The sequence below is a fragment of the Streptomyces reniochalinae genome, from assembly GCF_003323735.1.
Taxonomy (GTDB): Bacteria; Actinomycetota; Actinomycetes; order Streptomycetales; family Streptomycetaceae; genus Streptomyces; species Streptomyces reniochalinae.
Genome location: NZ_QOIM01000057.1, coordinates 107845 through 123134 on the forward strand (window position 1 = coordinate 107845; position 15290 = coordinate 123134).

Below are 15290 nucleotides of genomic sequence, written 5' to 3' on the forward strand. Positions count from 1 at the left end.
TTCCCCTGCTGCCGCGCCCCCGAAACGGTGACGTCAGGAGCCGGAGACCACCTTGACCTCCCCGATCCCCAACTCCCTTACCGGGTCGGCGATCTGGGCCGCGTCACCGACGAGCACCGTCACCAGCCGGTCCGCCGGCAGCGCGCTGACCGCGGCGGCCGTGGCCTCCACCGTGCCCGTCTCGGCCAGCTGCGCGTACACCCGCGCCTGGTAGTCGTCCGGCAGGTACTGCTCCACCTGGTCGGCGAGGGTTCCGGCCACCGCGGCCGCCGTCTCGTAGCGCAGCGGGGCGACACCCACCAGGTTGCGCACCGCCACGTCCCGCTCCTCGTCCGTCAGCCCCTCGGCCGCCAGCACCCGCAACACCTGCCACAGATCGGCCAGAGCAGGCCCCGTGACATCCGTGGCCACCGAACCGCTGATGGCCAGCATGGCGGCCCCGCTGCCGTCCTCGGCCGACCGCAGCACCTGCCCGAAGGCCCGCACTCCGTAGGTGTAGCCCTTCTCCTCACGCAGCACCCGGTCGAGCCGGGAGGTGAGGGTGCCGCCCAGGCAGTAGACGCCCAGCAGCTGCGCCGGCCACACCCGGTCGTGCCGGTCCGGACCGACGCGCCCGATCAGCAGCTGCGTCTGCACCGCACCCGGCCGGTCCACGATGACGACGCGGCCGGTGTCGTCCGCGGAGATCGGCGGCATCGCGCGGGCCTCGGCTGCCGTACCGGTCCACGCGCCGAGCGTCTCGGCCAGCGCCTCGTCCAGATCCACGCCCTCCAGATCGCCGACGACCACGACCGTCGCCGTCACGGGACGCACATGGGCCTCGTAGAAGGCGCGGACGGCCGCCGCGTCGATACGGCTCACCGTCTCCTCGGTGCCCTGCCGGGGCCGCGACATCCGCGACGTCGCGGGGAAGAGCTCCTTCGACAGCTCCTTGGCGGCGCGGCGGGCCGGGTTGGCCAGCTCGTGCGGGATCTCGTCCAGCCGGTTGGCGACCAGCCGCTCCACCTCGCCGTCGGGGAAGGCGGGGGCGCGCAGTGCGTCCGCCAGCAGCCCCAGCGCCTTACGCAGCCGCGAGACCGGAACCTCGAGGGAGACCCGCACGCCCGGGTGGTCGGCGTGCGCGTCGAGCGTGGCACCGCAGCGCTCCAGCTCGGCGGCGAACTCCTCGGCCGTGTGCTTGTCGGTGCCCTCGCTCAGCGCGCGGGCCATCAAGGTGGCGACACCGTCGAGCCCCTCGGGCTCCGCGTCCAGCGGCGCCATCAGGTTCACCTCAACGGCCACGACCTGCTGGCCCGGACGGTGGCAGCGCAGCACCGTCAGCCCGTTGGGCAGCACATCGCGCCGGGGCGTGGGAAAGGCCCACGGCTTCGGCGTGCCGCCGGCCGGCTGGGGGTGGAAGTCCATGCTCGTGCCCGCGCCCGGCGCGGTGCCCGCCGGGGCCGCGGCCGCCGGCGTCTTAGGGGTCTCGCTCACTGCCCGCTCTCCTCGTTCTCCTCGGCCTCGTTCGCCAGCGGCTCGTAGACCAGCACGGCCCGGTTGTCGGGGCGCAGCCGCTGCGCGGCGATCTCGCGCACCTCCTCGCGCGTGACCTCGAGAACCCGGCCCACCGCCGTCAGCGCGAGCTGCGGGTCGCCGAAGAGGACCGCGTACCGGCACAGTTCGTCCGCGCGGTCGCCGACCGTGGCCAGCCGGTCCAGCCACTCGCGCTCCAGCTGGGCCTGGGCGCGCTCCATCTCCTCCGCGCTGGGACCCTCCTGCGCGAAACGCCGCAGCTCGTCGTCGACCGCGGCCTCGATGTCGGCCACCTCGGCGCCGCTGGACGCCTTCACGTCCAGCCAGCCCAGGGAGGGGGCGCCCGCCAGGCGCAGCATGCCGAATCCCGCGGCCACCGCCGAGCGGTCGTGCCGCACCAGCCGGGCGTAGAGACGGGAGGACTCGCCACCGCCGAGCACGGTGAGCGCCAGGTCGGCGGCGTCCGCCTCACGCGTGCCGTCGTGCGGCAGCCGGTAGGCCGCCATCAGCGCGCGGGAGGGCACCTCCTCCTCCACGACCTCACGCGTCTCCTCGCCCCGCACCTCGGGCAGCGAACCGTCCCGCGGCGGCTGCTTGCCCTCGTGCCCCGGGATGGAGCCGAAGTACTTCTCGATCCAGGCCAGCGTCTGCTCCGGGTCGATGTCGCCGACGACCGCCAGCACGGCGTTGTTCGGCGCGTAGTTCGTGCGGAAGAACTCCTGCGCGTCCTGGAGCGAGGCGGCGTCCAGATCGGCCATGGAACCGATCGGGGTGTGGTGGTAGGGGTGGTCCTCGGGGAAGACCATGGCCGTCATGCGCTCGAACGCGGTGCCGTAGGGCACGTTGTCGTACCGCTGACGGCGCTCGTTCTTCACCACGTCCCGCTGGTTCTCCAGCGACTCCTCGTCCAGCGCGGCCAGCAGCGACCCCATGCGGTCGGCCTCCAGCCACAGGGCGAGCTCGAGCTCGTGCGCGGGCATCGTCTCGAAGTAGTTGGTGCGCTCGAAGCTCGTGGTGCCGTTCAGGGAGCCGCCCGCGCCCTGCACCAGCTCGAAGTGCCCGTTGCCCTCGACCTGGGCCGAGCCCTGGAACATCAGGTGCTCGAAGAGGTGTGCCAGGCCCGTGCGGCCCTTCACCTCGTGACGGGAACCGACGTCGTACCAGAGGCAGACAGCGGCGACGGGGGTCAGATGATCCTCGGAGAGCACCACACGCAGGCCGTTGGCCAGCCGGTGCTCCGTCGCTGTCAGCCCACCGGTGGCCGGCGGGGGCGTGGCCGTGTGACCCATGGGCGGGGAGTCCCTTCCGCTCGCGGAGGTTTCCCGGCCGGACGCCGGGAACTGCCGACCGCCCGTGCGTCTCACGCGACCGGCGGTGGTGTCACTGTATGCAACCACGCCGACAACGTGCGAAGTTCCCGTACGGTCTACCGAGCGGCCAGCTGTCAGTGGGGCGGTCCACAATGGTCGCGCGAAGCCGAGCGCAAGCCCGGACCCGAGCACAGCAGCGCATCCAGTACGAGCGCGCGCAGCACAAGCGCGTACCCGAGAGCAGGCGCCGTGAAGCAGCGCCCGCACACAAGAGCGACAGCACGAAGCAGCGAAGGAGCCGCAGCCGCGATGGCCCGCCGCAGTAAGAGCCGTACACCGGCACCGGAGCCCGGAGAGGACTTCGAAGAGCGCATCCTCGACATCGACGTCGTCGACGAGATGCAGAGCTCCTACCTGGAGTACGCGTATTCGGTCATCTACTCGCGCGCGCTCCCTGACGCCCGCGACGGAATGAAGCCCGTACAGCGCCGGATCCTCTACCAGATGCACGAGATGGGGCTGCGCCCCGAGCGGGCCCACGTCAAGTGCGCCCGCGTCGTGGGCGAGGTGATGGGAAAGCTCCACCCCCACGGTGACAGCGCGATCTACGACGCGCTGGTCCGCATGGCGCAGGACTTCTCCATGCGACTGCCGCTGGTGGACGGGCACGGCAACTTCGGCTCGCTGGGCAACGACGACCCGCCGGCCGCGATGCGGTACACCGAGTGCAGGGCCGCCCCGGCCGCCGGTCTGATGGTCGACTCGATCGACGAGGACACGGTCGACTTCGGCGCCAACTACGACGGCAGCGAGCAGGAGCCCGTCACACTCCCGGCCGCCTATCCGAACCTGCTGGTGAACGGCTCCTCCGGGATCGCGGTCGGCATGGCGACCAACATGCCGCCGCACAACCTGACCGAGGTCATCGCCGCGGCCCGCCACCTGATCAAGCACCCGGGCGCCGACCTGGAGACCCTGATGGGGTTCATCCCCGGGCCCGACCTGCCGACGGGCGGCAAGATCGTCGGCCGCGAGGGCATCCAGGACGCCTACCGCTCGGGCCGCGGGACCTTCAAGATCCGCGCCACGGCGACGGTCGAGCAGGTCACAGCGCGGCGCAAGGGCGTCGTGGTCACCGAGCTGCCGTTCGCCGTCGGCCCCGAGAAGGTCATCTCCAAGATCAAGGACCTGGTCAACGCGAAGAAGCTCCAGGGCATCGCGGACGTGAAGGACCTGACCGACCGCGAGCACGGACTGCGGCTGGTCATCGAGATCAAGAACGGTTTCAACCCCGAGGCCGTCCTCAGCCAGCTCTACAAGCTGACGCCGATGGAGGAGTCCTTCGGCATCAACAACGTCGCGCTGGTGGACGGGCAGCCGCTGACGCTCGGCCTCAAGGAGCTGCTGGAGGTCTACGTCGACCACCGGTTCGACGTGGTGCGCCGCCGCAGCGAGTTCCGCCGGGGCAAGCGGCGCGACCGGCTCCACCTCGTCGAGGGGCTGCTGGTGGCGCTCGTCGACATCGACGAGGTCATCAGAATCATCCGGTCGAGTGACAACGCCGCCGACGCGAAGACCTCCCTGATCTCCCGCTTCGAGCTCAGCGAGATCCAGACCCAGTACATCCTCGACACCCCGCTGCGCCGGCTCACCAGGTTCGACCGCATCGAACTCGAGGACGAGCGCGACAAGCTCAAGGCGGACATCGAGGCGCTGACCCGCATCCTGGAATCAGACGCGGAGCTGCGCAAACTCGTCTCCTCCGAGCTGTCCGGCATCGCCAAGAAGTACAGCACCCCGCGCCGCACCGAGATCCTCGACGCGAACGAGACGCCCGTGGCCGCCGTACCGCTGGAGGTCGCCGACGACCCCTGCCGGGTGATGCTCTCCTCCACCGGACTGCTCGCCCGCACCGCCAGCGGCGGCACGGACTTCGCCGAGCCCGCAAGACGCGCCAAGCACGACGTGATCGTCTCCGCCGTGCCCGCCACCACCCGCGGAGAGATCGGCGCTGTGACCTCCGGCGGACGGCTGCTGCGGATCTCCGTCGTCGACCTGCCCCAGCTCCCCGACTCGGCAACAGCGCCGAACCTGGCGGGCGGGGCGCAGATCTCGGAGTTCCTCACCCTGGAGGGTGACGAGACGCTGGTCTGCCTCACCACCCTGGACGAGTCCTCGCCCGGCCTGGCGATCGGCACCCAGCAGGGCGTCGTCAAACGCGTGGTGCCCGACTACCCCACCAACCGGAGCGAGTTGGAGGTCATCACCCTCAAGGACGGTGACCGCATCGTCGGCGGCGCCGAACTGCGCACCGGCGAGGAGGACCTGGTCTTCATCACCGACAACGCCCACCTGCTGCGCTACCAGGCGGGCCAGGTCCGCCCCCAGGGCCGCCCCGCGGGCGGCATGGCGGGCGTCAAGCTGACCGACGGCGCACAGGTGCTCTTCTTCGGCGCCGTCGACCCCGCGTCCGAGGGAGCCGTCTTCACCGCCGCGGGAGCGGAGGGCACCCTCGACGACTCGCTGAGCACCGCCAAGCTCACCCCCTTCGACCAGTACCCGCGCAAGGGGCGGGCCACGGGTGGCGTGCGCTGCCAGCGCTTCCTCAAGGGCGAGGACCGGCTACGGCTGGCCTGGGCGGGATCCACCCCGGCGAGGGCCGCGACGAAGGCCGGCGCCCCGGTCGAGCTGCCCGAGCCCGACCCGCGCCGGGACGGCTCGGGGCTCCCCCTGGCGAAGCAGGTCGCAGCCGTGGCAGGGCCGGTGTGACGGTGCCCGGGGGGGGGTGAGGCCGGGGGAAGGATGCGGGCTGTTGTGACGGCACGCGTGGGGTGGAGCCGCGGGGCCGGGCCGTTGTGCGGTCCCGAGCAGCGGTCCGGCTGCTGTTCCGGACGTCCGGGCATACGCCCTGTGCGGCCCATAAGGGGCGTACCGGGTTACGGGGTACGGGCCCCGTAACCCCCGGGCTCTTCCGCGGTCTCGTCGGGCTCGGCGTCGAACCCGGCTTCGCCCATCCCGTGGGCCCGGCCGGCCGCGTCGTCGGCCGGTCCGTCGTGCTCGGCCGCTTCGGGGGCGTGCACGTCCGCTTCGTCGGTGTGCACGTCCGCGTCGTCGTCCTCCGAGGGGCCGTGATCCACGTAGCGGAGCACGCCCCACAGGGCGCGCTCGTCGTGGGGTTCGGCTCCCGCGGCGCAGTCGCGGAGCCCCGCCCGGAGCGCTTCGGCGTCCACGCCTGCTCCGATCATCACCAGTTCCGTGCGCCGTTCGGCGTCGCGCGGCAGCCGCTGGGGCGCGAAGCGGAGGAACCCGCCGACGGCGTGCAACTCGTACAGGTTGTCGGGATCGGCGGAGCCGAAGTCGACATATCCCTTGATCCGGTAGAGCTTCTCCGGCCTGCTGTCCAGGAACTCCAGAAAACGGCGCGGGTCCATGGGCTCCTCGGCTGTGAACTCCACGGCTTCATAGGCCGCGTGCAGGTGCTCACGGTGTGCGCCGTTCGCGCCGTGTGCGCCGTGCTCCCCGCAGCTCTCCTCGCCCGCACCCTCGTCCTCGCCGTACAGCAGGGAGTCGAACGACAGCTGCTCGACGGGTGGCCGGGGGCGGTGCACGCGGTCGAACAGGAGTTGCGGGTCGACGCGCCCGAAGGAGGCGGGGACGACGGGCGTCCCCGGGGCGAGCCGTTCGAGTTCCGTGCGCAGCGCCCCGTGCCGCTCTTCGGGCACGCGGTCGGCCTTGTTCAGGACGAGCAGGTCGGCGGCGCCGACATGCCGCTCCAACTCGGGGTGGCGGGCACGTACCGTCTCGAACTCGGCGGCGTCCACGACCTCGACGAGCCCGCCGTAGACGGTGTGCGGGCTCCCTCCGGCCAGCAGCATCCGGATGAGCGTCTCGGGCTCGGCCAGTCCGCTCGCCTCGATCACGATGACGTCCATACCGACCGAGGGACGCGCGAGCCTCTCCAGGGCCTCGTCCATGTCGCTCGTGTCCACGGCGCAGCACAGACAGCCGTCGCCGAGGGCGACCATGGAGTCGACCTGTCCCGAGACCGCCATGGCGTCGATCTCGATGCTGCCGAAGTCGTTGACGAGCGCCCCGATGCGGGTGCCCCGTGCCCGGCGCAGCACGTGGTTGAGCAGGGTCGTCTTCCCCGAGCCGAGGAACCCGGCCAGCACCACGACCGGAATCCGGCCGCCCACCGCGCCCCGCCCCGCCGGCACCCGGGCACCGACCGCCTCCTGCTCCGCTGACGCCCGGGCCTCCCCCGCGTCCCGGCCCGCTGACGTCCAGGCACCGGCCGCGTCCCGGCCCGCTGACGTCCGAACAGCGGCCGTGCCCCGATCCGTGGGCGTGAGAACGTCTCCCGCACCCCGCTCCCGGCTGTCCTCCGTGCTGCCCACGCCGCCTGCTCCCCTCCTGTCGTCGCAGTGGAAACGGGTGCCGATCGTAGCCGAGCGGCACGGTGCGCCGACTTCGTAGAAGCGAGCGCGACCGTGCCCCACGGGTGGGCGGCGGTGCCGGGCGCGACGGTGGAGGGCAGGTTAGGGTCCCCTGTGTGAGCACCTGTGCGACGGCTTCCCGGATCCTGCCCGAACCCCTGGCGGGGACGGCGGCCACGGCCCGCACCTGGCTGCTGGTGGAACAGCCGGGGCCCTGGGGCAGGAAGGCCCTGACGCAGAGCCGCCTCGATCCGGGACTCGGCCAGGCGCTCGACGCCGCGGCGAGCGCCCATGGCGCCCGTGTCGCCCTGATCCGGCGCCCGGGGCGGCACGCCGACCACTCCCCCGCCGCCGGCCACCGGGTCTACCTGGCCCGGACCGTGCCCGGCGATTCCTGGGTGCTCACGGCACGGCTGCCCGGCGACGGCGGCCTGGAAGCGCTGCGCGACCTGGACTTCGCGGCCTTCGACGATCCGGCAGCCGGTGCGCGCGGCGCCGCCGCCCGGCCGCGGTGGGAGCCGTACGAGGGTGAGCCTCTCGCACTCGTGTGCACCAACGGCAAACGGGACCGCTGCTGCGCCCTGCTCGGCAGACCTCTGGCTGCCGAGCTCGCCGCTTCCGGCGGTGCGAACGTCTGGGAGATCACCCACCTCGGCGGCCACCGGTTCGCGCCGACACTCCTGGTGCTCCCGCACGGTTACGCGTACGGGCGTCTGGACGCCGCCGGCACCAAGAGCGTGCTCGACGCCGTGCGGGACGGCCGTATGTCTCTGGAGGGCTGCCGGGGCCGCTCGGCGTGGGACCGGCCGGGACAGGCCGCGGATCTCGCGGTGCGGGAGCGGACCGGCGAACTGCGGGCGGAGGCGCTCTCCGTCCGCGCGGTACGGACCGGCACAAACGGCTCGCGCCGGATCGTGACGGTCGCCCACGTGGACGGCCGGCGCTGGCGGGTCGTCCTGCGGGAGCACACCGGGGGTCCTGCCGTGCCGGCGAGCTGCGGGGCGGAGCCCGCAGGCACGGTACGCCTGGACGTCGAGGCGCTCGAAGAGGGGCAAAGAGCCGCAGGGATCGAAGAGAGCGACGCACTGGAGGCGACCGAGGGGGCTGCGGCAGACTCCGGCTGAGCGCGCGGCCGCCCCGCGGAAACGTGCCGCGTACGGGCGCGCCGTCCCTCACCCGTACGCGTCCTCGTTGTCCGCCCCCGTCCCGCGTTCCCCGTCCCCTTTCCCCGCCTCCTACTGTCATGGCACCTGCGTCCGTCTCGTGCACGTGTACGGGTGCGCGTCCGTTCGTCCCCTCACCCGCCGCGAGGTCGCCCCGTGTCCCTCCCCGGCACGTCCTCCAGCCACCGTCCGGACACGGCGCCCAGCCGCCGTCCGCCCCTGCTCCGGTCCGCCGGCAGCCGCTCGGCGCGGCGCACGTCCTCCGGGCGACGGCACTTCCGTGTCGGCCTGCCCGGGTGGCCCCGGCGCGTGTCGTCCCAGGTGCTGCTCATGCAACTGGCGGTCGTCACAGGGGTGACCGCCCTGGCGACGGGGCTGTTCCTCGCACCGTTCAGCGCGCAACTCGACGACCAGGCGTCCCGGCGTGCGCTGGCCATCGCCCAGGCCGCCGCGGCCGAGCCGGATCTGCCCACGTTGCTGACCGAGGGCGGCGGCCCCTCCCGCGACGGCCCCGTCCAGCGGCTGGCGGAGAGGGTGCGCCGCGCCACAGGCGCCAGCTACATCGTGGTGATGGACACCCGGGGCATCCGCTGGTCGCACGCGGAACCGGACCGGACCGGCGAACGCGTGTCCACCGATCCCGGACCCGCGCTCGCGGGGGGCGAGGTGCACCACATCGACGAGGGAACACTGGGCAGGTCGGCCCGCGGAAAGGTGCCGCTGCGCGATGACCGGGGGCGGGTCGTCGGAGCGGTCTCGGTGGGGATCGCCTACGACAGCGTGCGCGACCGCTTCCTCCGCGCCGTACCCGGCCTGCTCGCCTACGCGGGCGGCGCGCTCGGGGTCGGTGCACTGGCCGCGCTACTCCTCTTCCGCCGGCTGCAAAAGCGCACCCACGCTCTGGAGTTCTCGGACATCAGCGCGCTGCTGGCCGAGCGGGAAGCGATCCTGCACGGCATCCGGGAGGGCGTCGTGGCCCTGGACGGCACGGGCAGGATCAGGCTCGTCAACGACGAGGCACAGCGTCTGCTGGACCTGTCGCCCCGCCACATCGGCCTGTCCCCGCACCAGGCGCTGGGCACGGGGCGTACGGCCAGGCTGCTGGCGGGCGAGGTGCCTGGCGCCGACCTGCTGACCGTCAGCGGCGGCAGGGTGCTGGTCGCCAACCGGATGCCCACGAACGACGGCGGCGCGGTGGCCACCCTGCGCGACCGGACCGAACTGGAACTGCTCGGCCGGGAACTCGACGGCTCCCACGGACTGATCGACGCCCTGCGCGCCCAGGACCACGAACACGCCAACCGCCTGCACATCCTGCTCGGGCTGCTCCAGTTGGACATGGTGGAGGACGCGGTCGCGTACCTGAGCGAAACCGTCGGGGTACACCGGGCGACGGCCGAGGAGATATCAGGACACGTACGTGATCCGATGCTCGCCGCGCTGCTGGTCGGCAAGGCCACAGTGGCGGCGGAGCGCGGGGCCGCCCTGCGCATCGCGGCGGGCACGCTGCTGCCCGACCGCCTGGTGGATCCGCCGGAACTGGCAACGGTGCTGGGCAACCTGGTCGACAACGCTCTCGACGCGGTCGCCGGCACGGCAGGCGGGAAGGTGGAGGTGGCCCTCGCCACGACCGCGGGGCCGCACGGGACCGGCGTCACACTGCGGGTGAGCGACAACGGTCCTGGCATCCCGGCGCGGCACCGGGAGACCGTGTTCACGGAGGGCTGGTCCACCAAGGAGCCACCCGCGCACGGCCGGCGCGGGCTCGGCCTCGCCCTGGTGCGGCGGCTCGCTGAGCGGCACGGTGGCACCGCCCGGGTCGGCGAGAGCGCGGAAGGAGGCGCGGAGTTCACCGTGGCCCTCCCCGAAGCGCTGCACCCTGAGGACCCTCGCACCGATCCCCCTGCTCCGCACGGCGATCCCCTTCGCCCTCACACCGATTCCCCTCGCCCTCACACCGATTCCCCACCCCCGCACGGCGATCCCCCTCGCCCTCGGAGCGGAACTCTTCGTCCTCCGAGCGGAACCCTTCGTCCTGGAACCGGGCACCCGCACGGGACCGGGGAGCCACCGGAGGGGAGCGAGGGTCTCAGACAGCGCCCGCGCCCGTGAGCGAGCGCACCTCCGTCTCGGCGTAGCGACCCTCGTCGGGATGCTCGCGGGACGTGCCGAGCCAGCCGCACAGAAAGCCGAACGGGATCGAGACGATGCCGGGGTTCTCCAGCGGGAAGCAGACGAAGTCGAGACCGGGGAAGAGGGCGCGTGGGGCACCGGAGACGACGGGCGAGAGCGCCACGAGCGCCATCGAGGACAGCAGGCCCCCGTACACCGCCCACACGGCCCCACGGGTGGTGAAGCGGCGCCGGAACAGCGTGAACAGCAGCACCGGAAGATGGGCCGAGGCGGCCACGGCGAAGGCGAGGCCCACCAGGAACGCCACGTTCAGCTCCCGCGCCGGCAGGCTCACCCCCACGGCCAGCGCCCCGACGGCCAGCGCCGCACGCCGGGCCACCGCCACCTCGCTCCGGCTGCCTTGGCCGCCCTCTGCCTCCTGCCCGCAGTCCCGCCGGTCTGTCCCGTCCTGGAGTGTCTGCCGCCGGGCCGCCTTCCCCTGCCGTCTCCGCCTGCCCGACGACTCGTACAGGTCGTGGGCCACGGCCGCCGAAGCGGCGAGCGTGACCCCCGCGACCACCGCCAGGATGGTGGCGAAGACGACGGCGGCGACCAGTGCGAACAGGACGGCACCGCCGGTGGAGCCCGCCCCTCCGCCCAGCTCGAAGGACAACAGGGGGACGGCCGTGTTCCCCGCGGGGCTGGAGCGGCGTACGGCCTCCGTGCCGACCAGGGCCGCCGCGCCGGTGCCCAGGACGAGCGCCATCAGGTAGAAGCCGCCGATCAGAACCGTCGACCACACGACCGACCTTCGGGCGGCCCGCGCCGTGGGCACGGTGGAGAAGCGCGCCAGAATGTGCGGAAGTCCGGCCGTTCCCAGAACGAGTGCCAGTCCGAGGCTGACGACGTCGAGCCTGGCGGCCCACCCGCTGTGCCCGTACTGCAACCCGGGCGCCAGGAAGTGCGCGCCGTGTCCACTGTGTTCGGCCGCGCTGGTCAGCAGGTCCGTCAGGTCACCGCCGAAGCGCAGCAGCACCAGCACGCTCAGACCGAGCGCACCGCCCACCAGCAGCACGGCTTTGACGATCTGGATCCAGGTGGTCGCCCGCATCCCGCCACAGGCGACGTAGCAGACCATCAGGGCACCGACACCGAGCACCGTCCAGGTGTACGCCGCTCCGCCGGGATCGCCGAGCAGCAGTGCGACCACACTGCCCGCGCCGACCAGCTGCGCCACGAGGTACAGCACGGAGACCGTCACAGACGAGGTGCCCAGTGCGATCCGCACCGGCCGCTCCCGCAGGCGCGCGGCGGCCACGTCCGCGAGGGTGAAACGGCCGCAGTTGCGTAGGGGTTCGGCGACGAAGAACAGCACGACCACCCACGCCGCCAGGAAGCCCACCGCGTACAGCATGCCGTCGTAGCCGTAGAGCGCGACCAGCCCGGAGACGCCGAGAAAGGAAGCCGCCGACATGTGGTCCCCGGCGATGGCGAAACCATTCTCCAGCGGGGAGAAGAGCCGGCCCCCGGCGAAGAACTCCTCCGACGAGCCGCGGCGCCCACCGCCCACCCGACGCCCGCCGCCGGCCCAGCGCGTGATGGCCAGCGTCGCCACGCCGACGGCGCCGAACAGCACCAGGATCAGCGACTGGTCACCGCCGCTCACCTGGCGCCCTCGCGAGCCGCCGTCCGCGCGCTCCGGACCGCGTCCTGAGTTCTCCAGCGCAGTTCGAAGGCGAGCCGGTCCCTGCGCAACCGGGCATGGCGCGCGTACCACCAGGTCAGCAGAAACGTTGCGGCGAACTGCGCGAGCCCGGCGACCATCGCGACGTTGAGCACACCCGCCACCTCACCGGCCATCAGGCCGGGCGCGGAGACGGCGAGCGCCACATAGGCCAGGTACCAGAGCAGGAACGCCGCACCGGCCGGCCACACGAAACTCCGGTAGCGACCGCGCACTTCGCGGAAGGCCGCACTGCTCTGGACCGTCAGGTACGCCTCTCGCGTGCCCGTCCGCACCGGTCCGGTGCGGACCCCGGGGGGCCGGACCGGGCCCGGAGGAGGGGCACAACCGGGCCGGGAGCCGCCCATGGAGAGGGAGTCGTACCAGGGATCGTCGATGCGCATGCCGTCAGAATGGGCGCACCGCTGTGCTCCTGTTCGCCCCAAGCCTGCTCGTTCACCTCTTCAGGTGAACGAGCAGGCTTGGGGCGACCGGGAAGGCCGGACGCGAGCGGCCGGGCCCGCGTTCGCACAGCGGGACCGAACGGCCAGCCCGCACTCGCACCCGCACAGCGACGCGGGCCGCCGGAAGGGCCCGCGAGCCGCCGGACGCGCCCCCTTAAGGCAGGTCACGGCAGGTCAGGTTCCGGCTCATGGCTCAGATGTCGATGCGGGAGCGGTCCAGCGTGGCGGCGGAGGAGCTGATGAACTCGCGGCGCGGCGCCACCTCGCTGCCCATCAGCAGGGAGAACGCCTCCTCGGCCGCCTCCAGGTCGCTGATGTTGATGCGGCGCAGCGTGCGGTGCCGCGGGTCCATCGTCGTCTCCGCCAGCTGGTCGGCGTCCATCTCGCCCAGCCCCTTGTAGCGCTGGATGGACTCCTTGTAACGCGTCCCCTTGCGCTCGAGTTCCAGCAGCGTCTGGCGCAACTCGTTGTCCGAGTAGGTGTACAGGAACTTCTCCTGGCCCTTCTTCGGGTTGATCAACTCGATCCGGTGCAGCGGCGGTACCGCGGAGAAGACCCGTCCCTCCTCGACCATCGGCCGCATGTAGCGCTGGAAGAGCGTGAGCAGCAGACAGCGGATGTGGGCGCCGTCCACATCGGCGTCGGCAAGGAAGATGACCTTGCCGTAACGGGCCTGGTCGATGTCGAACGACCGTCCCGAGCCGGCTCCTATGACCTGGATGATCGAGCCGCACTCGGCGTTCTTGAGCATGTCGGAGACGGACGACTTCTGCACGTTGAGGATCTTGCCGCGGATCGGCAGCAACGCCTGGAACTCGGAGTTCCTGGCCACCTTCGCGGTGCCGAGCGCGGAGTCGCCCTCGACGATGAACAACTCGGTGCGGTCGATGTCGTCGGCACGGCAGTCGGCCAGCTTGGCGGGCAGCGCCGAGGACTCCAACGCGGTCTTGCGGCGCTGCGCCTCCTTGTGCTGCCGCGCGGCGATCCGCGTCCGGGCCGCGGCGACGACCTTCTCCAGCACGGACCGTGCCTGCGCCTTGGCGTCCCGCTTGGAGGAGGTCAGGAAGGACTTCAGTTCCTTGGCCACCACCTGCGCGACGATGCGCGAAGCCGCGGAGGTCCCCAGCACCTCCTTGGTCTGCCCCTCGAACTGCGGCTCGGCCAGCCGGACGGTCACCACGGCGGTGAGCCCTTCGGTGGCGTCATCCTTGACGACGTCGTCGTCGGCGACCTTCAGCAGCCTGTTCGTGCGCAGCGCCTCGTTGACGGTCTTGGTGACAGCGCGCTCGAAGCCTGCGACGTGCGTGCCGCCCTTGGGCGTCGCGATGATGTTCACGAACGATTTGACCGTCGTGTCGTACCCGGTCCCCCAGCGCAGCGCGACGTCCACGCCGAGCTCCCGCTGGACCTCCGAGGGGGTCATGTGCCCGCGGTCGTCGAGAACCGGCACGGTCTCCTTGAACGTCCCCTGGCCCTGCAGCCTGAGTACGTCACAGACCGGCTTGTCGGGGGCGAGGTACTCACAGAACTCACTGATGCCGCCGTCGTAGCGGAACGTCTCCTGTGAGACGTCCTCACCCTCCAGGCCCCGCTCGTCCCGCACGACCAGGGTCAGCCCGGGCACCAGGAACGCGGTCTGACGGGCACGCGCGTACAGCGTGTCCAAGGAGAGCTTGGCGTCCTTGAGGAAGATCTGCCGGTCGGACCAGTAGCGGATCCTGGTGCCCGTTCGCGTCTTCGGGATCTTCTTGCCCTTGAGTACCCCGCTGGAAGGGTCGAAGGGCGCCTCGGGGCCCGGCTCGGTGAAGATGCCGGGCACACCGCGGCGGAAACTGATGGTGTGGGTCCGACTGTTCAGGTCGACCTCGACGTCCAGACGCGAGGAGAGCGCGTTCACCACGGAGGCGCCGACACCGTGCAGACCGCCGGAGGCCGCGTACGAGCCACCACCGAACTTGCCGCCGGCGTGCAGCTTGGTCATCACGACCTCGACACCGGGAAGACCCGTCTTCGGCTCGATGTCGACGGGGATGCCCCGGCCGTTGTCGGTGACCTCGACCGAGCCGTCCTCGTGCAGGATGACCTCGATCCGGTCGCAGTAGCCCCCCAGGGCTTCGTCAACGGAATTGTCGATGATCTCCCACAGGCAGTGCATCAGGCCGCGACTGTCGGTCGAGCCGATGTACATGCCAGGCCGCTTGCGCACGGCCTCCAGACCCTCCAGGACGAGCAGATGCCGCGCGGTGTAATTGGAACCGCCCTCACGGTCTGCCCCGGTCAGCAGTGCGGTGGACGGCACGGACATGTCGGCGGTCACGCGGTTCGCTCCTCGCTGAATTCTGCTTGAGACGGCTGGGTTGCCGCGTCAGAGGGTACCGAGGCCCAGGACGGCGCGTGACGCACGACCCAGGCCGGGGATAAGGAGAACCGCCATGCTAGCTCATATTCGATATCCTGTTCGATAACCCGCCTGGGTGACTCACACATCACGTTCCCATCCAGGCATGAACCGTTTAGGCTCCGGGCACGTCCCTCACAACGGAGGAGGGAACAGCCCGGAGTCGGACGAC

At 71.8% G+C, this 15290-nt stretch carries 9 protein-coding genes; 3 read left to right on the plus strand and 6 right to left on the minus strand.

What is annotated here, in order from left to right; all coding sequences use genetic code 11:
• Window positions 1-33: 33 nt before the first annotated feature.
• A complete protein-coding gene (locus tag DQ392_RS33235; RefSeq protein ID WP_114019487.1) occupies window positions 34-1404 on the minus strand; it encodes a M16 family metallopeptidase in 1371 nt (456 codons plus the stop codon).
• Between the two features lie 65 nt (window positions 1405-1469).
• Entirely contained in the window at window positions 1470-2801 is a 1332-nt protein-coding gene (locus DQ392_RS33240) for a M16 family metallopeptidase (RefSeq protein ID WP_114019417.1), read from the minus strand.
• 330 nt (window positions 2802-3131) lie between these two features.
• On the opposite strand from DQ392_RS33240, the gene DQ392_RS33245 reads away from it, so the two are divergent.
• Window positions 3132-5591, plus strand: a complete 2460-nt coding sequence (locus tag DQ392_RS33245; RefSeq protein WP_114019418.1) for a DNA gyrase/topoisomerase IV subunit A — start codon at window positions 3132-3134, stop codon at window positions 5589-5591.
• 167 nt (window positions 5592-5758) lie between these two features.
• Here the strand turns inward: DQ392_RS33245 and DQ392_RS33250 are convergent, their stop codons facing one another.
• Window positions 5759-7039: a CobW family GTP-binding protein gene (locus DQ392_RS33250; RefSeq protein WP_425470692.1), complete on the minus strand. Its 1281-nt coding sequence runs from the start codon at window positions 7037-7039 to the stop codon at window positions 5759-5761.
• 335 nt (window positions 7040-7374) lie between these two features.
• Between DQ392_RS33250 and DQ392_RS33255 the strand changes: the two genes are divergently transcribed.
• Together DQ392_RS33255 and DQ392_RS33260 are read left to right on the plus strand one after the other, a co-directional pair.
• Window positions 7375-8382, plus strand: coding sequence for a ferredoxin family protein (locus DQ392_RS33255; protein ID WP_114019419.1), 1008 nt, complete (start codon window positions 7375-7377; stop codon window positions 8380-8382).
• Between the two features lie 369 nt (window positions 8383-8751).
• Window positions 8752-10533 (plus strand): sensor histidine kinase, encoded by a 1782-nt coding sequence (locus tag DQ392_RS33260; protein WP_114019489.1) that lies wholly within the window; start codon window positions 8752-8754, stop codon window positions 10531-10533.
• Here DQ392_RS33260 and DQ392_RS33265 read toward each other — a convergent pair.
• The 3 genes from DQ392_RS33265 to DQ392_RS33275 form a co-directional block, all read right to left on the minus strand.
• A complete protein-coding gene (locus DQ392_RS33265; protein WP_114019420.1) occupies window positions 10511-12199 on the minus strand; it encodes a solute symporter family protein in 1689 nt (562 codons plus the stop codon). The two genes, DQ392_RS33260 and DQ392_RS33265, sit on opposite strands and share 23 nt — an antisense overlap.
• Window positions 12196-12660: a DUF485 domain-containing protein gene (locus DQ392_RS33270; protein ID WP_114019421.1), complete on the minus strand. Its 465-nt coding sequence runs from the start codon at window positions 12658-12660 to the stop codon at window positions 12196-12198. The genes DQ392_RS33265 and DQ392_RS33270 overlap by 4 nt, the downstream gene beginning before the upstream one ends.
• Before the next feature lie 253 nt (window positions 12661-12913).
• The gene (locus DQ392_RS33275) at window positions 12914-15037 is read right to left on the minus strand and encodes a DNA gyrase/topoisomerase IV subunit B (protein ID WP_114019422.1); all 2124 of its coding nucleotides are present in this window, start codon (window positions 15035-15037) and stop codon (window positions 12914-12916) included.
• Window positions 15038-15290 lie beyond the last annotated feature (253 nt).

Bases quoted from the DNA above. Each gene is read 5' to 3' on its own strand.
- DQ392_RS33270 (WP_114019421.1), bottom strand. From the start codon at position 12,660: ATGCGCATCGACGATCCCTGGTACGACTCCCTCTCCATGGGCGGCTCC.
- DQ392_RS33240 (WP_114019417.1), bottom strand. From the start codon at position 2,801: ATGGGTCACACGGCCACGCCCCCGCCGGCCACCGGTGGGCTGACAGCG.
- DQ392_RS33245 (WP_114019418.1), top strand. From the start codon at position 3,132: ATGGCCCGCCGCAGTAAGAGCCGTACACCGGCACCGGAGCCCGGAGAG.
- DQ392_RS33235 (WP_114019487.1), bottom strand. From the start codon at position 1,404: ATGGACTTCCACCCCCAGCCGGCCGGCGGCACGCCGAAGCCGTGGGCC.
- DQ392_RS33260 (WP_114019489.1), top strand. From the start codon at position 8,752: ATGCAACTGGCGGTCGTCACAGGGGTGACCGCCCTGGCGACGGGGCTG.